This window comes from Flavimaribacter sediminis (assembly GCF_019492055.1).
GTDB lineage: Bacteria > Pseudomonadota > Alphaproteobacteria > Rhizobiales > Rhizobiaceae > Flavimaribacter > Flavimaribacter sediminis.
This window is the reverse complement of record NZ_JAICBX010000002.1, coordinates 815,581-834,698: the sequence shown is the minus strand read 5'-3', so window position 1 is coordinate 834,698 and position 19,118 is coordinate 815,581. Positions and strand designations below refer to the sequence as shown.

Genomic DNA, 19,118 nt, shown 5'->3' with positions numbered 1-19,118 from the left:
GATGAACCAGAATAAAACGACGGCCGCTCCTTCCGTAGCCGCCGAAACGGGCGATGGATCCGGCGACGAGCCGGGGAGTAGTCGGGCGCTCGTACCGCTAAACCTGAAACCGCAGTTGCAGCCCTCGCTTTGGAGCCGTCTTGTCCGGCTGATCAGGGGCGGCATGACGCAGCACCCCGACGAGGAGCTCAACGAAGCCCTTGGCGCAAGCGGCGCCGGCGCGACCTTCCGCCCGGAAGAGCGCGCGATGCTCGACAATATTCTGAAGCTCCGGGTGCTTCGCGTCGAGGACGTGATGGTGCCGCGCGCCGATATCCGTTCGGTCGACCAATCGGTGACGCTTGGCGAGCTGCTTGAAATCTTCGAGGAGTCAGGCCATTCGCGTATGCCCGTTTACGGCGATTCGCTCGACGATCCCCGCGGCATGGTTCACATTCGCGATTTTCTCGCGCATATCACCAAACAGGCGCGTGGGCGACGACGGTCGCCCGCCAGTAACGGAGCCGCAGCCAAGGCGGACAATGGCGGCGCAGCGAGCACGCGCGAGCGGCCGCGCAAGGTTGAAAAATTCGATCTCGCGCGGGTTGACCTCAACAAGACGGTTCACGAGGCCGGCCTTGTCCGCGACGTCCTGTTTGTGCCCCCGTCCATGCTTGCGTCGGACCTCATGCAGAAGATGCAGGCTACGCGGACGCAGATGGCGCTGGTCATTGACGAATATGGCGGGACCGACGGTCTCGTTTCGCTGGAAGACATCGTGGAAACCGTCGTCGGCGACATCGAGGACGAACATGACGACGAGGCCGAAATGATCTCGCGGCAATCCGAAGACGTGTTCATCGCCGACGCCAAGGCGGAGCTCGACGATATCGCGGAGGTGATCGGCGGCGATTTCGACGTCGGAGACAAGGGAGAGGAAGTCGACACGCTCGGCGGTTTGATCTTCTCCATCCTCGGGCGCATTCCGGCGCGCGGCGAAGTCGTCAAGGCGCTGCCACATTTCGAGTTCCATGTGCTTGAGGCCGATCCGCGCCGCATTCGCCGCGTGCGCATCGTGAGGCAAAGGGTGGCCGAACGCCGCCGCAGACCGGTTCCGGTCAAGGTCGAGGCCGATAACTCCAACGATCCGGTTCCGCCGCAACCTGCCGAACACCCCGCCGAGGCGCAGGAAAGCGAACTCAGCCGGTAGCCTCTGGATTCTTGCCGCAGTTTTGCGCCGGCGGGAATTGTTCTACACCATCATCGCAGTCCGAATCAGTTGATTCGCGTTCGTTCGGCGCGCAGCAAAGCGGGTCGGTTGATTTGGTGCGTCACGCCGGCGCGGCCAGTTGGTCCGCCTGTAACGGGGAAGCGATGGAGCGACTTGCCGGAAAGATTACGCTGAGTTGGGGCGCAAGCCGGTGGGCGTGTGCGTTCGGCGCCGGCGCGCTGGCGGTGCTGGCGCTGGCCCCCTTCGATTTCTTCGCAGTCCTGTTCGTCTCGTTCCCTTTTCTCGTCTGGCTGCTGGACGGCGCAACAGGCGATCCCGACGCAGGCTTCCTGCGTCGGCTGTCTCCGGCGTTCTGGACCGGCTGGTGGTTCGGTTTCGGATATTTCGTCGCCGGTCTGTGGTGGCTCGCCAACGCACTGTTCGCAGAAGGCTACGCCTTTGTCTGGGCGCTGCCCTTTGCTGTTTTCGGACTTCCCGCCATGCTCGCCGTGTTTTACGGGCTGGCCGCCGCGCTCGCCCGCGCCATGTGGTGCGACGGCGCGGGACGTCTCGCAGCCCTGGCGCTCGCTTTCGGGCTGGCCGAATGGCTGCGCGGGTTCGTATTCACCGGGTTTCCCTGGAATACGATCGGCTATGGCGCGATGCCGACGCCGCTTTTGATGCAGTCGAGCATGATTGTCGGGATTTACGGCGTGTCGGCGCTCACGGTGTTCGTCGCGAGCGTTCCTGCGTTGCTTGTCACGCGCGACGGTCTGCGCGCCGCTTTGCTCGTTGCGGCGCTGCTTGTCGCAGCCCATATCGGTTTCGGCTTCTGGTCGCTGGCGCAGCCGGGCGATGAGGCGGATAGTGGCGCGGTCGTGCGCATTGTGCAGCCTTCTGTCCCTCAATCGAGCAAATGGGATGTCGAAGAGCGCGAGGAGATCTTCAGCACCCTGCTGCGTCTGAGCAGCGCAAATGCGGGAAGCGGGGCGCGTCCGGGATTGATCGTCTGGCCGGAAACGGCTCTGCCTTTCCTCCTGACCGAAAATCCCGATGCGCTCGGCCGCATCGCCGACATGCTGCAGGAAGGGCAGGTGCTCCTGACGGGCGCGGTCAGGCAAGAAAACAGCGGCGGCGCGACGCGCTACTACAATTCCATTCTCGTCATCGACGACGCCGGTGAAATCGTCACCGCGGCCGACAAGGTCCACCTTGTTCCCTTCGGCGAATACCTGCCGTTCCAGGAATTGATGGAAAGCATCGGCCTTCAGGCCATCGCCACCATGCCGGGCGCCTTCAGCGCGGCAAGCAGTCGCGCCACGGCGCCATTGCCCGATGGTCGCCACTTTCTTCCGCTGATTTGTTACGAGGTGATCTTTCCGGACGGCGTTGACGCAGCAGGCCCGGCGGCCGACTTCATCGTCAACGTGACCAATGACGCCTGGTACGGTGTAACGCCCGGCCCCTGGCAGCATTTCCGGCAGGCGCAAGTGCGAGCGGTTGAAACCGGCCTGCCAATGATTCGTGCAGCAAACAATGGAATATCTGCAGGAATTAATGCACGAGGCCAAGTATTAGATGGACTTTTACAAAACGTGATTGCATCTGTGGATTTAAATATTCCGTACAAACGCCATTTAATTGTGGGTAGTATAGGCAGGTCTTTGCTATTTTTGGTGATAATCGCAGTACTTTTGGCGTGGGCGCTCAGTTGTCGTTTCGGTTTTCTCTCGCGCAGCAATTGACGTCAAAGATCCAAAATTGCATATTCGGCCGTACTACACCTACGCTTGATGTTTGTGTTGTTTAAGGTTCGTTTCAGGGGCGAGGGAATCTGGCAGTCGGCATCTAAATCGTCAATCAAACGGCGGGATTTGTTTAGTACCCGCGGGAAAACTTGAAATGAATATGATCGTAAACAAGAAAAAGCCCAATCCTATCGACATCCATGTCGGAAGCCGCATCCGTCTGAGACGGACAATGCTCGGAATGAGCCAGGAAAAGCTCGGAGAAGCGCTTGGCATCACGTTCCAGCAGATCCAGAAGTATGAAAAGGGAACGAACCGGGTCGGCGCCAGCCGTCTGCAGAATATCGCCTCTATACTTAACGTTCCGGTGTCTTTCTTCTTTGAAGACGCGCCGGGCGACCCGTCAACCGGACGTGGCGGCAGCTCGGAAGCTTCCAGCTCCAACTACGTGGTCGATTTTCTTTCTTCTTCGGAAGGTCTTCAGCTCAATCGTGCGTTCGTCAAGATCGAGGACCCCAAGGTTCGCCGCAAGATCGTCGATCTCGTAAAGTCGCTCGCCGCGGCGGAAGCCGACTGACCAGACGGATTCCCTCCCAAGAAATCGGATTCGATGAAATGACGGCCTTTCGAGGCTGTCATTTCTTGTGATGTCTGTGCGCAATTTGCGTTGGTCTTCGCCGCCTTCAGGTCGCGAAAAAATCATATCAAGATATATTTATGTCGTTCTGCGCTTGTTTTTGGGCGCCTTCTTCAATAACACCACTGCCAGCGCGTGTCCGGGAACGGGCACTGTCAAGATAATGAGTCCGGGGTGGTTTGCGGATCTGGCTTTCCTGTGAACGTCAATTCCGCCACACTGCCTCTCCGTTGGGGTAGAATATGTCTCGCAACAATTATTTCTTTACGAGTGAATCGGTGTCCGAAGGGCATCCCGACAAGGTCTGCGACCGGATTTCCGACGAGATCGTCGATCTGATATACAGGGAAGCCCGCAAAACGGGTGTTGATCCGTGGAACGTCCGCATCGCCGCCGAAACCCTGGCGACCACCAATCGCGTCGTCATCGCCGGCGAAGTCCGGGTTCCGCCGTCGCTGATGAAGACGGACAAGAACGGCTGCGAGGTCATTAATCCGTCGCGTTTCCGCTCCGCTGCGCGCCGCGCAATCCGCGACATCGGCTACGAACAGGACGGCTTCCACTGGAAAACCGCCAAGATCGACGTGCTGCTGCATTCGCAGTCCGCCGACATCGCTCAGGGCGTCGACAGCGCGTCGGACATGCAGGGCCATGAGGGCGCCGGCGACCAGGGCATCATGTTCGGCTACGCATGCAACGAGACGCCGGACCTGATGCCGGCGCCGATCTATTATTCCCACAAGATCCTGAGGCTCCTGGCCGATGCCCGCAAAAGCGGCGAGGGCGATGCGGGTCAGCTCGGTCCGGACGCCAAGAGCCAGGTGACAGTCCGCTACGAAGACGGCAAACCCGCCGAGGTCACGCAGATCGTCCTGTCGACCCAGCACCTCGCGCCGGACTGGGATTCGAAAAAGGTCCGGGCGGTCGTCGAACCCTTTATTCGGGAAGCTCTGGAAGGGCTGCCGATTGCAGACGACTGCAACTGGTACATCAATCCGACGGGTAAATTCGTCATTGGCGGCCCGGACGGCGACGCCGGCCTGACCGGCCGCAAGATCATCGTCGACACCTATGGAGGCGCAGCGCCGCATGGCGGCGGCGCATTTTCCGGCAAGGACACGACCAAGGTCGACCGTTCGGCCGCCTATGCTGCGCGCTATCTGGCCAAGAACGTCGTCGCCGCGAAGCTGGCTGAACGGTGCACGATCCAGCTTTCCTACGCGATCGGCGTCTCGCAGCCTCTTTCAGTCTATGTGGATCTGCATGGCACAGGAAAGGTCAGCGACGAGAAGGTGGAGCAGGCGATCCGCGCGGTCATGGATCTTTCGCCTTCCGGCATCCGCAAGCATCTCGATCTGAACCGGCCGATCTACGCAAAGACTGCGGCTTATGGACATTTCGGTCGCAAAGGCGGTCGCGACGGTTCTTTCTCCTGGGAAAAGACCGATCTTGTCAAAGCACTCAAGGAAGCCGTCCGCGACTGAAGGACGTCGCTCTGCTCTGTTCTGATGGCCACCGGGCGTGACAACCAGAGATCCTTCTTCGGGCGTCGCAAGGGCAAAACCCTGCGTCCGAAGCAGCGGCAGGCGGTAGACGACGTACTGCCGCTCTACCGGATTGATATTTCCGGTCCATCCCCCGCGGACGCCGCCGGCCTTTTCGAGGCCGATGTCGATCGCATGCGCCTGGAAATCGGCTTCGGAGGCGGCGAGCACTTTCTCCACCGGGCGGCGGAGCAGCCGGAAACCGGCTTCATCGGCGTGGAGCCCTTTGTCAACGGCATGGCGAAATGCGCAGCGGCGCTGGCCGAAGAGCCGCTTCGCAACGTCCGTCTGTTCGATGAAGAAGCCGCCTTGCTTCTGGACTGGCTGCCTGAAAATTCGGTCGATCACGTCGACCTTCTCTATCCCGATCCATGGCCCAAGAAACGACACTGGAAGCGACGGTTCGTGAACGAGGAAAGCCTCGACCGCCTGGCGCGCGTTCTCAAACCCGGCGGCGTGTTCTGTTTCGCCTCCGACATCGACACCTATGTCAACTGGACGCTTTTGCATTGCCGCAGCCACCCGGCCTTCGCGTGGCGGGCCGAAACCGCGCAGGATTGGCGTCGGCCCTATCCGGGCTGGCCCGGCACGCGCTACGAGGCAAAGGCCGTCAGGGAAGACCGGACGCCGGCCTATCTCACCTTTCGCCGGGTGTGAGGGTCGAGGGCGAAACGCCCTTGCAATTGCGCGCTCCCGCCGTTATATGAGAGACAAATCTTGATCATGATGAGCAAGAGTGGGCCCCACCGGACCCGCTCTTTTTGTTTGTCGGGATCTGTCGGAGAGAGCCGTTTGAACGAACAGACCAAGCCGCTGGATAACGAGTCGGAAGAACCGCGTCTGGTGACCGAGACCGGCGTTGAAGCGCGTATTGCCGCAATTGTCGAGCCGGTGCTGCAGTCGATCGACTTCCGTCTCGTGCGGGTGCGATTATCCGGCCAGAATGGCCTGACGCTACAGATCATGGCCGAGCGCAACGACGGAGCCATGACCGTCGAGGATTGCGAGGCTGTGTCGCGCGCCCTGTCGCCGGTGCTGGATGTTGAGGATCCGATCGATCGCGCCTATCATCTTGAAGTGTCGTCCCCGGGCATCGACCGGCCGATGGTCAGGCGGTCCGATTTCACCCGCTGGCAGGGCCATCTGATGAAATGCGAGACGTCGGTTCCCGTTGAGGATCGCAGGCGTTTCAAGGGGCGTATCGCCGCCGCCGAAGACGACGCGTTCATGCTGGAACGTAATCAGCCGGGTTACGGCGAAGCCCTGACCGTGCGTATCCCGTTCGAGGCGTTGACCGAGGCCAGGCTGATCCTGACCGATGATCTGATCCGGGACGCGCTGGCTGCGGACAAGGCGGCGAAGGCTGCGCGAGCGAAACGGGAAGAAACCGGGAATACCCATTGAATTCGGTCTGATTGCGGCCAAGCCGCATCGGAGACAGTAACGGAGATCAAAAATGGCAGTCAGTGCTAACAGGCTGGAGCTTCTTCAAATCGCCGATGCGGTGGCGCGCGAAAAGGCCATCGATCGTGAGATCGTCATCACCGCAATGGCCGACGCCATACAGAAGGCGGCGCGTTCGCGCTACGGCTCGGAATCGAACATCCGCGCTGACATCAATCCGAAAACCGGAGAGATCAAACTGCAGCGCCTGCTTGAGGTCGTTGAGCAGGTTGACGATTATTCCACGCAGATCGCCATCGAACTGGCCCGCGACCGCAATCCGGACGCCCAGTTCGGAGATTTTATCGCCGAGCCGCTTCCACCGATGGATTTCGGTCGCATCGCCGCCCAGTCGGCCAAGCAGGTCATCGTCCAGAAGGTGCGTGAAGCCGAACGCGACCGGCAGTACGAGGAATTCAAGGATCGCGTTGGCGAGATTATCAACGGCACGGTCAAACGCGTCGAATACGGCAATGTCATCGTCGATCTCGGCCGCGGCGAAGCCATCATCCGCAGGGACGAACTGATCCCGCGTGAAAGCTTCCGATATGGCGACCGCGTTCGCGCCTTTGTCTACGACGTGCGCCGCGAACAGCGTGGACCGCAGATTTTCCTGTCGCGGACGCATCCGCAATTCATGGTCAAGCTGTTCACCATGGAAGTGCCGGAAATTTATGACGGCATCATCGAGATCAAGTCGGTCGCCCGCGATCCGGGCTCCCGCGCAAAGATCGCGGTGATCTCCAACGACAGTTCGATCGATCCGGTCGGCGCCTGCGTCGGCATGCGCGGCAGCCGCGTTCAGGCGGTCGTCGGTGAATTGCAGGGCGAGAAGATCGACATCATTCCGTGGTCCTACGATCCGGCGTCGTTCATCGTTAACGCGCTGCAGCCGGCGGAAGTCGCAAAGGTCGTTCTCGACGAGGATGCAGAGCGCATCGAGGTCGTCGTGCCTGACGATCAGCTCTCGCTCGCGATCGGACGTCGTGGTCAGAATGTGCGCCTCGCTTCGCAGTTGACCGGCTGGGATATCGACATTCTGACCGAGCAGGAAGAATCGGAACGTCGTCAGAAGGAATTCAATGACCGCACCGAACTCTTCATGAACGCTCTCAATGTTGACGAGATGGTCGGCCAGGTTCTGGCGTCGGAAGGCTTCTCCCAGGTTGAGGAAGTCGCCTATGTCGATCAGGACGAAATCGCCTCCATCGAAGGTTTCGATGAGGAAACGGCGGAAGAAATCCAGAGCCGCGCCCGGGAATATCTGGACGCCCTCGAAGCCGAGCTTGAGGAAAAGCGCATCGAACTGGGCGTCGAAGACGATCTGAGAACCATTCCCGGCATGACCACGGGGATGCTCGTGGCGCTCGGCGAGGAAGGCATGAAGACGATGGACGACTTCGCTGGTTGCGCCGCGGACGATCTGGTCGGCTGGGTCGAGCGCAAGGATGGCGAGACCAAGAAGTTCGACGGAACTTTCTCCAGCATGGATGTGTCGCGCGCCGACGCGGAGCAGATGATCGTCGCGGCCCGGCTGGCTCTTGGCTGGATCACGGAAGAAGATCTCGCCGAGCCTGAAGCGGAAGAAGTGGAAGGCGAAGGCGAGGCCGTCGCTGAGGAGCAGGAAGCGGGAGCGTCCGCCTGAACCCTGCCGGCTCGGCCGGAGGTTGTGGCATGAACGACCGGACCTGCATCGTCACACGGCAATGTCTGACCGCGGATCAGATGATCCGTTTCGTGGCTGCGCCTGACGGAACGGTGGTTCCCGATCTCAAGGGTCGGCTGCCGGGTCGCGGTTGCTGGGTTACGGCCAGCCGCGAGTGTATTGAAAAGGCGATCGCAAAGAAGGCTTTCGCCCGCGCGCTCAAGGCTGATGTGAAGGCGCCGGCCGATCTTGCCGATTCCATCGAGGCGCAGATGGTCGCGGCGCTTGTCGGCATGATCAACATGGCCCGCAAGGCCGGTCAGATTGTGATGGGCGGCGCGAAGGTCGACGCGGCGATCCGTTCAGGCAAGGCGGTCGCCGTTTTCCACGCCGTGGACGCGGCGGCGGACGGGGTGCGCAAGCTTGATCAGGCGCGGTTTGCGGCGGTTGCTGCGGGAAGCGATGAAATTTTATCCTTCCGGCTGCTGCCGGCGGAAGAAATGACCGCGATTTCGGGCGACCGCAACCTAATTCACCTTGCGGTGCTTGCAGGGCAGGCCGGTGAAGGTGTAGTGAAGCGCGCAAAGATGTTGGACCGCTATCGCAATCCTGCGAAAGGCGGTCGGATGGCGGGTGATCCCGCAAAGGAAACGGATACGGAATGAGCGAAACGAAGGACGACAAGACTCTCAGTGTCGCCGGTAAGAAGACCCTGACCCTGAAGCGATCGGGTGTCGAGCACGGAACTGTGCGCCAGGATATGGGTCGTGGCCGCACCAAGGCTGTCGTGGTCGAAACACGCAAGCGGCGTATTTCGCGTCCCGAAGACGAGAAGCCGGCGCCGGCTCCGGCCGGATTGGCGCCCAAGCCCGCCCCTGCCCCGAAGCCCAAGCCGGCGGCTGCGCCGAAGCGTGTGACGGAAGACGCGGACGCGCGCAAGCCATCGGTCGTGCTGAACGAACTTTCGGCCAGCGAAATGGATGCGCGCAAGCGCGCCCTTGAAAACGCGAAAGTGCGCGACGCCGAGGAGCGCCGGGTCGCCGAGGAACAGGCCAAGCTTCAACGGGAGCAGGAAGCGCTTGAAAAGCAGCGCGCCGAAGAAGAAGCCCGCCGCCAGGCCGAGGAAGCAGCAAAGCAGCCGCAACCGGAAGAGGTTGCGGAGGCGGCGGCTGAACCGGAGCCTCAACCGGTTACTCCGGCAGTTGTGGAAGCTGCCGAGGCGACGCCGGCGCGTGCGCCCGACAAGACCGCCCGCCAGCAACGCGGCAGTGACGAAGAGGAAGATCGCGGACACAGACCGGCCCAGCGCGGCAAGCCTGCGCGCCCCGAAACACCCAGACCTTCGCGTCCGCGCAGCGACGATTCACGCCGCCGCGGCAAACTGACGCTCAACGCGGCTCTGAGCGACGACGGCAACCAGAGAGGGCGCTCGCTTTCGGCGATGCGTCGTCGTCAGGAGAAACTCAAGCGGGCTCACACACAGGAAGCGCGCGAGAAGATTTCCCGCGAAGTCACCCTGCCTGAGACGATCACCATCCAGGAACTGTCACAGCGCATGGCGGAGCGTTCGGTCGACGTCATCAAATACCTGATGAAGGAAGGCCAGATGATGAAGCCCGGCGACGTCATTGACGCCGATCTGGCCGAACTGATCGCCGGCGAGTTTGGGCACACCGTCAAGCGCGTCGCCGAATCCGACATCGAGGAAGGCATCTTCAACATCGAGGACGATGCAGGCGCCCTGAAACAGCGTCCGCCGATCGTCACCATCATGGGTCACGTCGACCACGGCAAGACCTCGTTGCTCGACGCCATCCGGCATGCCAATGTTGTTTCCGGTGAAGCCGGCGGCATAACCCAGCATATCGGCGCCTACCAGGTCGAGCAGGACGGTCAGAAGATCACCTTCATCGATACGCCGGGCCACGCAGCATTTACTGCGATGCGCGCCCGCGGCGCAGAAGCGACCGATATCGCCATTCTGGTGGTGGCGGCCGACGACAGCGTGATGCCGCAGACGATTGAGTCCATCAACCACGCCAAGGCGGCAGGCGTGCCGCTGATCGTGGCGATCAACAAGATCGACAAGCCGGAAGCGGACGCCAACAAGGTTCGCACCGAGCTGCTTCAGCACGAGGTTTTCGTCGAGTCCATGGGCGGCGAGGTGCTCGACGTCGAGGTCTCCGCAACCAAGCAGACCAATCTGGACAAATTGCTGGAGGCCATCCTCCTGCAGGCGGAACTGCTCGATCTGAAAGCCAATCCGGATCGTACGGCGGAAGGCACGGTCATCGAGGCGCAGCTTGATCGCGGTCGTGGTTCGGTCGCCACCGTCCTGGTGGAAGCGGGTACGCTTCATACCGGTGAAATCGTTGTCGCCGGCGACGAGTGGGGCCGTGTGCGCGCGCTCGTCGACGACCACGGAAACCAGGTCAAGGAAGCCGGACCGGCCATGCCGGTCGAGATCCTCGGACTTCAGGGCACGCCGCAGGCCGGCGACCGTTTCGCGGTCGTCGAGAACGAGGCGCGCGCTCGCGAAATCTCCGAATATCGTCAGCGCAAGGCCCGCGAAAAGGCGGTCGCCCACCAGGCCGGTTCCCGCGGTTCGCTGGAACAGATGATGTCGCAGTTGCAGGCGTCCGGCGTAAAGGAATTCCCGCTGGTCATCAAGGGCGATGTGCAGGGATCGATCGAGGCGATCGCCGGAGCGCTCGAGAAGCTTGGAACAGACGAAGTCCAGGCCCGTATCGTGCATTCGGGCGCCGGAGGCATCACGGAGTCCGATATCTCGCTGGCGGAAGCGTCCAATGCGGCGGTGATCGGCTTCAATGTCCGCGCGAATGCCCAGGCGCGCGACGCTGCAAGCGCGGCCGGTATCGAAATCCGCTACTACAACATCATCTACGATCTGGTCGACGACGTGAAGGCCGCCATGTCGGGCATGTTGTCGCCGGAACGGCGCGAAACCTTCCTCGGCAACGCCGAGATTCTCGAAGTCTTCAACATCACCAAGGTCGGCAAGGTTGCCGGCTGCCGCGTGACGGAAGGCAAGGTCGAGCGCGGCGTGGGCGTGCGCCTCATTCGCGACAACGTCGTGATCCACGAAGGCAACCTGAAGACGCTCAAGCGCTTCAAGGACGAAGTCGCCGAAGTGGCCGCCGGACAGGAATGCGGCATGGCCTTCGAAAACTACGAGGATATTCGCCAGGGCGATGTCATCGAGTGTTTCCGGGTCGAGCACATTACACGCACGCTCTGATCTGCGAAAAATTGCGGCCCCGGACGTCCGGGGTCGCCCGAATTTGAACCATTCGCGTCCGGTCCGAACCCGGAGCCAATGTCGAAAAGGTACGTTGCATGTCCAGATTTACTTCCGCTGGCCCGTCCCAGCGCCAGTTGCGCGTTGGCGAACAGGTCAGAGCCGCCGTCACCTCCGTGCTGCAGCGCGGAGAAATTCGCGATCCGCTGATCGAAAGCGAAGTCATCTCCATTTCCGAGGTGAGCATGTCCCCGGATCTGAAGATCGCGACCGCCTATGTGACGCCGCTTGGCCAGTCTGACCACGCAGCCATCGTCGAGGCGCTGAACCGAAACGCCAGGTACATTCGCAAACAGATAACGCCGGCGCTCCGTCAGATGAAATACATGCCGGAACTCCGCTTTCGCGACGACACCAGCTTCGAGAACTACCGCAAGATCGATGAATTGCTGCGCTCGCCCGAAGTCGCGCGCGATCTCGACCGAAAAGAGGACGACGACTGATGGGGCGCCGCGGTAAGAAAAAGGGCCGGGCGATATCGGGCTGGCTGATCCTGGACAAGCCGGTCGATTTCGGTTCGACCGAGGCGGTCTCCAAGATCAAGTGGCTCTTCAAGGCGCAGAAGGCCGGCCATGCGGGCACGCTTGATCCGCTGGCTTCCGGCATGTTGCCGATCGCCCTGGGCGACGCCACGAAGACCGTTCCCTACGTCATGGACGGCAGCAAGATCTATCGTTTCACCGTTGCCTGGGGCGAAGAGCGCGAGACGGATGATCGCGAGGGGAACGTCGTCCGGTCAAGCGAGGACAGACCGGAGCGCAGCCAGATCGAAGCGCTGCTCCCGCGTTACAAGGGCGTCATTGAACAGACGCCGCCGCAATATTCCGCGATCAAGATTGACGGAAACCGCGCCTACGATCTGGCGCGCGAGGGCGAGGTCGTGGAAATGCCCACGCGCGAGGTCGAGATATTCCGCCTCGATCTTGTCTCCGTTCCCACGCCCGATACGGCGGTGTTCGAGGTCGAGTGCGGAAAAGGCACCTATGTGCGATCGCTTGCCCGCGATTTCGGGCGGGATCTCGGCTGCTTCGGACATGTCGCCGATTTGCGGCGCACCTATGTCGCGCCATTCGACGAGGAGGATCTGGTGCCGCTCGAAGAGCTGATTGCGCTGGAGGAGGTCGAAGATGACGCGGAGCGCCTGGCCGCTCTTGACGACTACCTCGTCCACACCGGCGAGGCGCTCAGCATGCTGCCGCAGGTCGCCGTGAGCGACGGCCAGGCCCAGCGATTGCTCAGCGGCAATCCTATCCTGTTGCGGGGGCGCGATGCGCCGCTGCCCGCCGACGCCGCCTATGCGACCAGCCACGGCCGACTTGTCGCAATCGGTGAAATAGCAGAAGGTGAATTCCGCCCGAGAAGGGTCTTCGCCACCTGAGCCAACCGCAACCGGATCGTTCGAGGCCATGTCGTCAGATCGCGTTTCACTGGTCATATTCGATTGTGACGGCGTGCTGATCGACAGCGAGATCATCAGCGCCCGTATCCTGATCGACCTTCTTGCCGAACGCGGCGTCCACGTCGATCTGGACTACGTGCAGCGCAATTTTCTTGGCCGAAGCTTTCCAAAGGTGGCTGAGGAAATCCGCACCAGCCTCAATTACCGGCTGCCGGAAGATTTCGAGGCGCTTTACCGGTCGAACCTGCTGGCCGCTTTCGAAACGGAATTGCGGACGGTAGCGGGCATTGAGGCCGTTCTGGCCGACCTCGGCGTCGCCTCCTGCGTTGCGACGTCAAGCAGTCCGCCGCGGGCGAAACGGTCGCTCGAACTCGCCGGTCTTTCGGGCTTTTTCAGAGATCGGTTATTTACCGCTTCAGAGGTTGCGAACGGCAAGCCGGCTCCGGATCTGTTCTTTCACGCAGCGGAGCGGATGGGCGCAAACCCCGCCAATACGCTCGTCATCGAGGACAGCCTGCCCGGTTTGAAAGCGGCGCGCGCCGCCGGCATGCAGGTTCTGCATTTCACCGGCGCCGGTCACATGCTGAACCGGGCGTCGAGCCTGCCGGACGAACTCGCCGACGTGCCGGCTTTTGACAAATGGGGCGATTTCTATGATATGGCCCCCTTGCTGAAAAGAGCCGGTTAGGAAAACGCAATGCCGGGCAGGACCGACCATGAGACAAGCCGGCTGGACGACGCGGCCCGCGCCGGATGGCTCTATTATGTCGCCGGCAACACCCAGGACGAGATCGCCCGCAAGCTCGGCGTGTCCCGGCAATCCGCGCAGCGTCTGGTCTCTCTCGCCATCACTGAAAAGCTGATCAAGGTCCGCCTTGACCATCCCATCGCCCATTGCATGGAACTGGCGCGCAGGCTGACGGACGTCTATCGGCTCGACTATTGCGACGTTGTGCCCAGCGACCCTGATTCGCCCGGCTCCATCGTCGGTCTGGCAGAGGCCGGCGCCGGGCTCATGGAGCGCGAGCTCAAATCATCCGATCCCAAGATCATCGCCTTCGGCACGGGGCGGGCGCTGCGCGCCTGCGTTGAAGAGCTATCGCCGATGGATTGTCCGCAACACCGCATCGTGTCGCTGCTCGGCAACATGTCCGCCGACGGATCGGCGTCGGCCTACAACGCCATCATCCAGCTCGCTGACAAGGTCCGGGCCCGTCACTATCCAATGCCGCTGCCGGTCTTCGCCACCTCGCCGGAAGAGCGCGAATTGCTGCATGGGCAGAAGCCGGTGCGCAATATTCTGGATCTCTGCGCCAGCGCAGACGTCACCTTCGTCGGCATTGGCAATATCGGCGACAACTCGCCGCTCTTCGTCGACGGCTTTATCGACCGGGATCAGATGGACGCCGTCATTCGGGCCGGCGCGGTGGGCGAGATCGTGAGCTGGATCTACGATGCGCAGGGTCGCCTCATCGAGAACCACACAAATTCGGTGGTGGCGAGCGCCCCGATCCGCTCCAATCCCGCAAATTCGGTGATCGGCATCGCCGCCGGAGACCAGAAAGTCCCGGCGATCCGCGCCGCGCTTGCCGGCCGGCTCATCAATGGGTTCATCACCAATGAAGCGACGGCCGAAGCTCTTTTGCGAAACTGATTTCCCTAACAATATGAAATAAAACTGAAAAATCAGAAATTCCACTGTCAGTCAAAGAATGTGATTGATGTGGCGGTTGACAAATGTGCGTCGAAAGCGAATAATTGCCCGAAGCAATAGCAATTGCTCAATGCCTTTTTGGGAGGAAGTCATGAAAAAGCTTATTACCGCTCTCGCGGGCGCGTCCGCGCTTGCGCTTTCCGTATCCGCTCCGGCGCTCGCCGAAACGCTCACCATCGCCACCGTCAACAATGGCGACATGATTCGCATGCAGAAGCTTGCGGATGATTTCACGTCGAAGAACCCCGATATCGACCTGGAATGGGTGGTTCTCGAAGAAAACGTTCTGCGCCAGCGCGTCACCACCGACATCGCCACGAAGGGCGGTCAGTACGACATCATGACGATCGGCACCTACGAAGTTCCGATCTGGGGCAAGCAGGGCTGGCTGGTCGCGCTTGATGATCTGCCGGCATCCTATGATGTCGACGACCTTCTTCCGGCGATCCGCGGCGGCCTGACGGTCGACGGCAGTCTCTACGCCGCTCCGTTCTACGGAGAGAGCTCCATGGTCATGTACCGCAAGGACCTGATGGAGAAAGCGGGCCTCGAAATGCCCGAGGCCCCGACCTGGGACTTCATCGCCAAGGCCGCAAAGGCCATGACCGACAAAGACAATGAAATCTACGGCGTCTGCCTGCGCGGCAAGGCCGGCTGGGGCGAGAACATGGCGTTCCTGACGGCTGCTTCCAATTCCTTCGGCGCGCGCTGGTTTGACATGGACTGGAAGCCCCAGTTCGACACGGACGCCTGGAAGAACACGCTGACGTTCTATCTCGACCTGATGGAGGAAGCCGGTCCTCCCGGAGCGTCGTCCAACGGCTTCAACGAGAACCTGGCGCTCTTCCAGTCCGGCAAGTGCGGCATGTGGATCGACGCCACCGTCGCCGCGTCCTTCGTGACCGACCCGGAAAACAGCACGGTCGCCGATAAGGTCGGCTTTGCGCTCGCGCCGGACAATGGCCTCGGCAAGCGCGGCAACTGGCTGTGGGCCTGGTCGCTCGGAATTCCGGCGGGAACCGACTCCGAGGCGTCAGCCAAGAAGTTCATCGACTGGGCGACGTCCAAGGATTACCTCGCGCTTGTCGCCGAGAAGGAAGGATGGGCGAGCGTGCCGCCCGGAACCCGGACCTCGCTCTACGAGAACCCGGAATATGCGAAGATCCCCTTCGCCAAGATGACGCTTGAAAGCATCAATTCCGCCGATCCGCAGAATCCGACCGTGGAGCCGGTTCCCTATGTCGGCGTCCAGTTCGTCGCAATCCCTGAATTCCAGGGCCTCGGAACGGCGGTCGGACAGCAGTTTTCGGCGGCGCTCGCCGGCAACATCACGGCCGACCAGGCCCTGCAGAACGCGCAGCGGCTCACAGAGCGCGAAATGCAAAAGGCCGGATACATCAAATAGCATCCTCCCTTGGGGCCGGTCTTCGGATCGGCCCTCTTTTTTCAGAATCCGGAATTCATCTGGAGACGTGTTATGGCCACCGCTCATTCAAGAACCGCGGCGCGTTTCATGTTATCTCCGGCCGTAGTCCTGTTGCTCGGTTGGATGATCATCCCGCTGTCGATGACAATTTATTTCTCGTTTCTGCGTTACAATCTCCTGATGCCGGGCATGGAAGAATTCACCGGCTTCACCAATTACCGGTTCTTCCTGACCGACCCCGCCTTCTTCGAGGCTCTCGTCAATACGATCGTGCTGGTGGTCGGCGTGCTGCTCATCACTGTTATCGGCGGAACCCTGCTTGCGCTGCTCCTCGACCAGCCCGTATGGGGTCAGGGCGTCGTGCGCATTCTGGTGATCGCGCCCTTCTTCGTCATGCCGACGGTCAGCGCGCTGGTGTGGAAGAACATGTTCATGAACCCGGTTAACGGCCTGTTCGCCCACATGGCGAAGGCGGTCGGGCTCGAACCCTTTGATTTTCTTGCGCAGGCGCCGCTCTTCTCGATCATCATCATGGTCGCCTGGCAGTGGCTTCCCTTCGCCACGCTCATCCTGCTGACGGCGCTGCAGTCGCTGGATCGCGAGCAGATCGAGGCGTCCGAGATCGACGGCGCGGGACCGTTCAGCCGGTTCTTCTATATCGTGCTGCCGCATATGGCGCGCGCGATCACCGTCGTCATTCTCATCCAGACGATCTTCCTGCTGTCCGTCTTCGCCGAAATCCTTGTCACCACCAATGGCGGACCGGGATACGCATCGACCAACATAACCTACCTGGTCTACGTCCAGTCGCTGCTGCAGTACGACGTCGGAGGCGGTTCGGCGGGCGGCATCGTCGCAGTCATTCTTGCAAACATCGTTGCGATCTTCCTGATGCGGATGATCGGCAAGAACCTGGAGGTGTGACCGATGGCTCGTGCTGTTTCGACAAGGCGCCAGGTCGCCGTTTCCATCCTCGCCTGGGTGGTCGCCCTGGCGATCTTCTTCCCGATCCTTTGGACCGTGCTGACCAGCTTCAAGACGGAGGCGGAGGCGATCGCATCGCCGCCCTCCTTCCTGTTCTTCGACTGGACGCTGGAAAACTACGGCGAGGTTCAGGAGCGTTCGGATTACTTCCGCCACTTCATGAACTCGGTCGTCATCTCGCTCGGCTCCACCTTGCTTGGCCTGCTCATCGCCATTCCGGCCGCCTGGTCGATGGCCTTCGTGCCGGCCAGGCGCACCAAGGACGTGCTGATGTGGATGCTGTCGACCAAGATGCTTCCGCCGGTCGGCGTGCTGATCCCGATCTACCTGATGTTCCGGGATCTGGGCCTGCTCGACACGCGGACCGGCCTGGTGATCGTGCTGACGCTCATCAACCTGCCGATCATCGTCTGGATGCTCTACACCTATTTCAAGGAGATCCCGGGCGAGATCCTCGAAGCCGCGCGCATGGACGGCGCGACCCTGTGGTCGGAGATCGTACATGTGCTGACGCCAATGGCGGTCCCGGGCATTGCGTCGACATTGCTGCTCAACGTCATTCTTGCCTGGAACGAGGCGTTCTGGACACTGAACCTGACGGCGGCCAAGGCGGCCCCGCTCACCGCATTCATTGCAAGCTATTCCAGTCCCGAAGGGCTTTTCTACGCAAAGCTCTCCGCGGCTTCCACTATGGCGATCGCACCCATTCTCATCATTGGCTGGTTCAGCCAGAAGCAGCTGGTGCGCGGCCTGACCTTCGGCGCTGTTAAATAGGGGGCGCGATCATGGGAACGATAACTTTATCCAAAGTAACAAAGTCTTTCGGTTCGACGGAGGTCATTCCGCCGCTGGATCTGGAAATCAACGACGGCGAGTTTGTGGTGTTCGTCGGCCCGTCCGGCTGCGGAAAATCGACGCTTCTCCGCCTGATCGCCGGGCTTGAGGACGTAAGTAGCGGCGTCATCGAGATCGATGGCCGCGACGCCACCCGCATTCCGCCGGCCAGACGCGGTCTCGCCATGGTGTTCCAGTCCTATGCGCTCTATCCGCATATGTCGGTAGCGAAAAACATCGCCTTTCCGCTGAAGATGACGGGCGTGGACAAGAAGGTCGCCGACGAGAAGGTGGCGGCGGCCGCAAAGGTGCTCAATCTGACGGATTATCTGGAGCGCCGGCCGGGGCAGCTGTCCGGCGGCCAGCGGCAACGCGTCGCCATCGGCCGCGCGATCGTGCGCGAGCCGGAAGCCTTCCTGTTCGACGAGCCGCTGTCCAATCTCGACGCCGCGCTGCGGGTCAACATGCGGCTGGAAATCTCGCAGCTCCACCAGGATCTCGCGACGACCATGATCTACGTCACCCACGACCAGGTCGAGGCAATGACCATGGCCGACAAGATCGTGGTGCTACACGCCGGCCATATCGAGCAGGTCGGCTCGCCGCTGGAGCTCTACAACAACCCGGCGAACATGTTCGTCGCCGGCTTTATCGGATCGCCCAAGATGAACTTCATCGGCGGCGAGACGGCCTCGACCTTCGGCGCTGACACGATCGGCGTGCGGCCCGAGCATTTCGCAATCGCGACGGAGCCATCCGACGGCGCCTGGGAGGCGACGGTGGATGTGTCGGAGCATCTCGGGTCCGACACCTTCTTCCATCTGCATTCCGGTATCGGGGAGCGGCTGACGATCCGTTCGGTCGGGGAACTTGGACTCAAGCACGGCGACAAGGTCTATGTGACCCCGGATCAGTCCCGCATCCACCGGTTTGACGCCAACGGGAAGACGGTTGCGTCACAGAGGTAAGGAGTTCGCATGCGCCGCCTTGCAAATAGGCTTGCGATGATCACCGGCGCGGCTGTCGGCGTCGGCAAAGCTTGTGCCGGCGCCCATGCACGCGAAGGCGCAAGGGCCGCCATCGCCGGTTTCGACCGGGCGAGAGCCGCTGGGGCGGCTGTCGGAATAGGCGATGGCGCCCTTGCTGTTCGGGCGGCAGCTGCGTTCGAACGCACGGGAGGAACCACAGTCTTGTTGACACGGCCGGCGATGGCGACGGCGCAAACCGGATGAATTG

At 61.4% G+C, this 19,118-nt stretch carries 18 protein-coding genes; all 18 read left to right on the top strand.

The genetic code is table 11. The annotated features are described in order from the left end of the window. The first annotated feature begins 1 nt into the window (after window position 1). Window positions 2-1,189: a hemolysin family protein gene (locus tag K1W69_RS12150; RefSeq protein WP_220228611.1), complete on the top strand. Its 1,188-nt coding sequence runs from the start codon at window positions 2-4 to the stop codon at window positions 1,187-1,189. Between the two features lie 164 nt (window positions 1,190-1,353). Next, on the top strand, window positions 1,354-2,934 hold the full coding sequence (gene lnt, locus K1W69_RS12145; protein ID WP_220228610.1) for an apolipoprotein N-acyltransferase: 1,581 nt from the start codon (window positions 1,354-1,356) through the stop codon (window positions 2,932-2,934). 163 nt (window positions 2,935-3,097) lie between these two features. Further along, window positions 3,098-3,514, top strand: coding sequence for a helix-turn-helix domain-containing protein (locus tag K1W69_RS12140; protein ID WP_220229317.1), 417 nt, complete (start codon window positions 3,098-3,100; stop codon window positions 3,512-3,514). Window positions 3,515-3,816: 302 nt separating this feature from the next. After that, complete coding sequence (gene metK, locus K1W69_RS12135; protein ID WP_220228609.1) at window positions 3,817-5,058, top strand: methionine adenosyltransferase; 1,242 nt, start codon at window positions 3,817-3,819, stop codon at window positions 5,056-5,058. Window positions 5,059-5,082: 24 nt separating this feature from the next. Next, the gene (gene trmB / locus K1W69_RS12130) at window positions 5,083-5,775 is read left to right on the top strand and encodes a tRNA (guanine(46)-N(7))-methyltransferase TrmB (protein WP_220228608.1); all 693 of its coding nucleotides are present in this window, start codon (window positions 5,083-5,085) and stop codon (window positions 5,773-5,775) included. 135 nt (window positions 5,776-5,910) lie between these two features. Further along, complete coding sequence (gene rimP, locus K1W69_RS12125; RefSeq protein ID WP_370688236.1) at window positions 5,911-6,522, top strand: ribosome maturation factor RimP; 612 nt, start codon at window positions 5,911-5,913, stop codon at window positions 6,520-6,522. A 52-nt stretch (window positions 6,523-6,574) separates the two neighbouring features. Further along, window positions 6,575-8,206 (top strand): transcription termination factor NusA, encoded by a 1,632-nt coding sequence (nusA, locus tag K1W69_RS12120; protein WP_220228606.1) that lies wholly within the window; start codon window positions 6,575-6,577, stop codon window positions 8,204-8,206. Between the two features lie 29 nt (window positions 8,207-8,235). Beyond that, window positions 8,236-8,871 (top strand): RNA-binding protein, encoded by a 636-nt coding sequence (locus tag K1W69_RS12115; RefSeq protein ID WP_220228605.1) that lies wholly within the window; start codon window positions 8,236-8,238, stop codon window positions 8,869-8,871. Continuing rightward, window positions 8,868-11,465, top strand: coding sequence for a translation initiation factor IF-2 (gene infB / locus K1W69_RS12110; protein WP_220228604.1), 2,598 nt, complete (start codon window positions 8,868-8,870; stop codon window positions 11,463-11,465). Before K1W69_RS12115 ends, infB begins: the two co-directional genes overlap by 4 nt. A 98-nt stretch (window positions 11,466-11,563) precedes the next feature. After that, window positions 11,564-11,968: a 30S ribosome-binding factor RbfA gene (gene rbfA / locus K1W69_RS12105; RefSeq protein ID WP_220228603.1), complete on the top strand. Its 405-nt coding sequence runs from the start codon at window positions 11,564-11,566 to the stop codon at window positions 11,966-11,968. Beyond that, window positions 11,968-12,903 (top strand): tRNA pseudouridine(55) synthase TruB, encoded by a 936-nt coding sequence (gene truB, locus K1W69_RS12100; RefSeq protein ID WP_220228602.1) that lies wholly within the window; start codon window positions 11,968-11,970, stop codon window positions 12,901-12,903. Before rbfA ends, truB begins: the two co-directional genes overlap by 1 nt. Window positions 12,904-12,931: 28 nt before the next feature. Beyond that, the gene (locus K1W69_RS12095; protein ID WP_220228601.1) at window positions 12,932-13,612 is read left to right on the top strand and encodes an HAD family hydrolase; all 681 of its coding nucleotides are present in this window, start codon (window positions 12,932-12,934) and stop codon (window positions 13,610-13,612) included. Between the two features lie 9 nt (window positions 13,613-13,621). Further along, window positions 13,622-14,578: a sugar-binding transcriptional regulator gene (locus K1W69_RS12090; RefSeq protein WP_220228600.1), complete on the top strand. Its 957-nt coding sequence runs from the start codon at window positions 13,622-13,624 to the stop codon at window positions 14,576-14,578. Window positions 14,579-14,729: 151 nt separating this feature from the next. Then, entirely contained in the window at window positions 14,730-16,043 is a 1,314-nt protein-coding gene (locus K1W69_RS12085; protein WP_220228599.1) for an ABC transporter substrate-binding protein, read from the top strand. Window positions 16,044-16,115: 72 nt separating this feature from the next. Continuing rightward, window positions 16,116-16,988, top strand: coding sequence for a carbohydrate ABC transporter permease (locus tag K1W69_RS12080; protein ID WP_220228598.1), 873 nt, complete (start codon window positions 16,116-16,118; stop codon window positions 16,986-16,988). 3 nt (window positions 16,989-16,991) lie between these two features. After that, on the top strand, window positions 16,992-17,822 hold the full coding sequence (locus K1W69_RS12075; RefSeq protein WP_220228597.1) for a carbohydrate ABC transporter permease: 831 nt from the start codon (window positions 16,992-16,994) through the stop codon (window positions 17,820-17,822). A gap of 11 nt (window positions 17,823-17,833) precedes the next feature. Continuing rightward, complete coding sequence (locus tag K1W69_RS12070; protein WP_220228596.1) at window positions 17,834-18,850, top strand: ABC transporter ATP-binding protein; 1,017 nt, start codon at window positions 17,834-17,836, stop codon at window positions 18,848-18,850. Window positions 18,851-18,859: 9 nt separating this feature from the next. Next, window positions 18,860-19,114 carry a hypothetical protein gene (locus K1W69_RS12065; RefSeq protein WP_220228595.1) on the top strand — a complete coding sequence of 85 codons (255 nt, stop codon included), beginning with the start codon at window positions 18,860-18,862 and terminating at the stop codon, window positions 19,112-19,114. The last annotated feature ends 4 nt before the right edge of the window (window positions 19,115-19,118 follow it).

Coding starts and splice junctions, on each gene's coding strand:
- K1W69_RS12115 (WP_220228605.1), top strand. CDS start 8,236: ATGAACGACCGGACCTGCATCGTCACACGGCAATGTCTGACCGCGGAT.
- K1W69_RS12090 (WP_220228600.1), top strand. CDS start 13,622: ATGCCGGGCAGGACCGACCATGAGACAAGCCGGCTGGACGACGCGGCC.
- K1W69_RS12150 (WP_220228611.1), top strand. CDS start 2: ATGAACCAGAATAAAACGACGGCCGCTCCTTCCGTAGCCGCCGAAACG.
- K1W69_RS12085 (WP_220228599.1), top strand. CDS start 14,730: ATGAAAAAGCTTATTACCGCTCTCGCGGGCGCGTCCGCGCTTGCGCTT.
- K1W69_RS12075 (WP_220228597.1), top strand. CDS start 16,992: ATGGCTCGTGCTGTTTCGACAAGGCGCCAGGTCGCCGTTTCCATCCTC.
- nusA (WP_220228606.1), top strand. CDS start 6,575: ATGGCAGTCAGTGCTAACAGGCTGGAGCTTCTTCAAATCGCCGATGCG.
- lnt (WP_220228610.1), top strand. CDS start 1,354: ATGGAGCGACTTGCCGGAAAGATTACGCTGAGTTGGGGCGCAAGCCGG.
- K1W69_RS12080 (WP_220228598.1), top strand. CDS start 16,116: ATGGCCACCGCTCATTCAAGAACCGCGGCGCGTTTCATGTTATCTCCG.
- infB (WP_220228604.1), top strand. CDS start 8,868: ATGAGCGAAACGAAGGACGACAAGACTCTCAGTGTCGCCGGTAAGAAG.
- trmB (WP_220228608.1), top strand. CDS start 5,083: ATGGCCACCGGGCGTGACAACCAGAGATCCTTCTTCGGGCGTCGCAAG.
- K1W69_RS12065 (WP_220228595.1), top strand. CDS start 18,860: ATGCGCCGCCTTGCAAATAGGCTTGCGATGATCACCGGCGCGGCTGTC.
- K1W69_RS12070 (WP_220228596.1), top strand. CDS start 17,834: ATGGGAACGATAACTTTATCCAAAGTAACAAAGTCTTTCGGTTCGACG.
- metK (WP_220228609.1), top strand. CDS start 3,817: ATGTCTCGCAACAATTATTTCTTTACGAGTGAATCGGTGTCCGAAGGG.
- K1W69_RS12095 (WP_220228601.1), top strand. CDS start 12,932: ATGTCGTCAGATCGCGTTTCACTGGTCATATTCGATTGTGACGGCGTG.
- truB (WP_220228602.1), top strand. CDS start 11,968: ATGGGGCGCCGCGGTAAGAAAAAGGGCCGGGCGATATCGGGCTGGCTG.
- K1W69_RS12140 (WP_220229317.1), top strand. CDS start 3,098: ATGATCGTAAACAAGAAAAAGCCCAATCCTATCGACATCCATGTCGGA.
- rbfA (WP_220228603.1), top strand. CDS start 11,564: ATGTCCAGATTTACTTCCGCTGGCCCGTCCCAGCGCCAGTTGCGCGTT.